We start from the raw sequence: 528 nt of genomic DNA, 5'->3' as shown, positions 1-528 counted from the left end.
TGTGAGGGTATCATTTCCTAAACCACCTGTGAGAATGTTAGCTGCTGCGTTACCTGTAATGTTGTTATTCAGGTCATTACCTGTACCATTAATAGCAGTTGTTCCCTGTAAAGTTAGGTTTTCGGTATTGGGGGTGAGGGTATAGGTTAAAGTTGTGAAAACAATATCAGTTCCTTGATTTACTAATTCTGTGATGATATCTGCTGTATTGTCCACATAATAGGAGTCATTACCAGCGCCACCAATTAAAGTATCAGCACCCGCACCACCATTAAGAGTGTTATTACCAGTATTACCTGTAATGATATTATTTAGTTCATTACCTGTACCATTAATAGCGGTTGTTCCCTGTAACGTTAGGTTTTCGGTATTGGTGGTTAAGGTATAGGTTACAGTTGTGAAAACGCTATCAGTTCCTTCATTCACGTTTTCTGTAATGCTATCTGCTGTATTGTCCACATAATAGGAGTCATTACCAGCGCCACCAATTAAAGTATCAGCACCCGCACCACCGGTGAGAACGTTATC

The 528-nt window shown here is 40.0% G+C and carries 1 protein-coding gene; it reads right to left on the bottom strand.

Annotated features, from left to right (window positions below):
- Window positions 1-528, bottom strand: a 528-nt coding sequence (locus ACIR310F_RS26910; protein WP_035367997.1) for a calcium-binding protein, incomplete at both ends; no start/stop codon positions are given.

Origin of the sequence: Dolichospermum circinale AWQC310F (assembly GCF_000426925.1) — a bacterium.
Classification (GTDB): domain Bacteria; phylum Cyanobacteriota; class Cyanobacteriia; order Cyanobacteriales; family Nostocaceae; genus Dolichospermum; species Dolichospermum circinale.
Note: the sequence above shows the minus strand (reverse complement) of the source record. Positions and strands in the feature narration are given on the sequence as shown.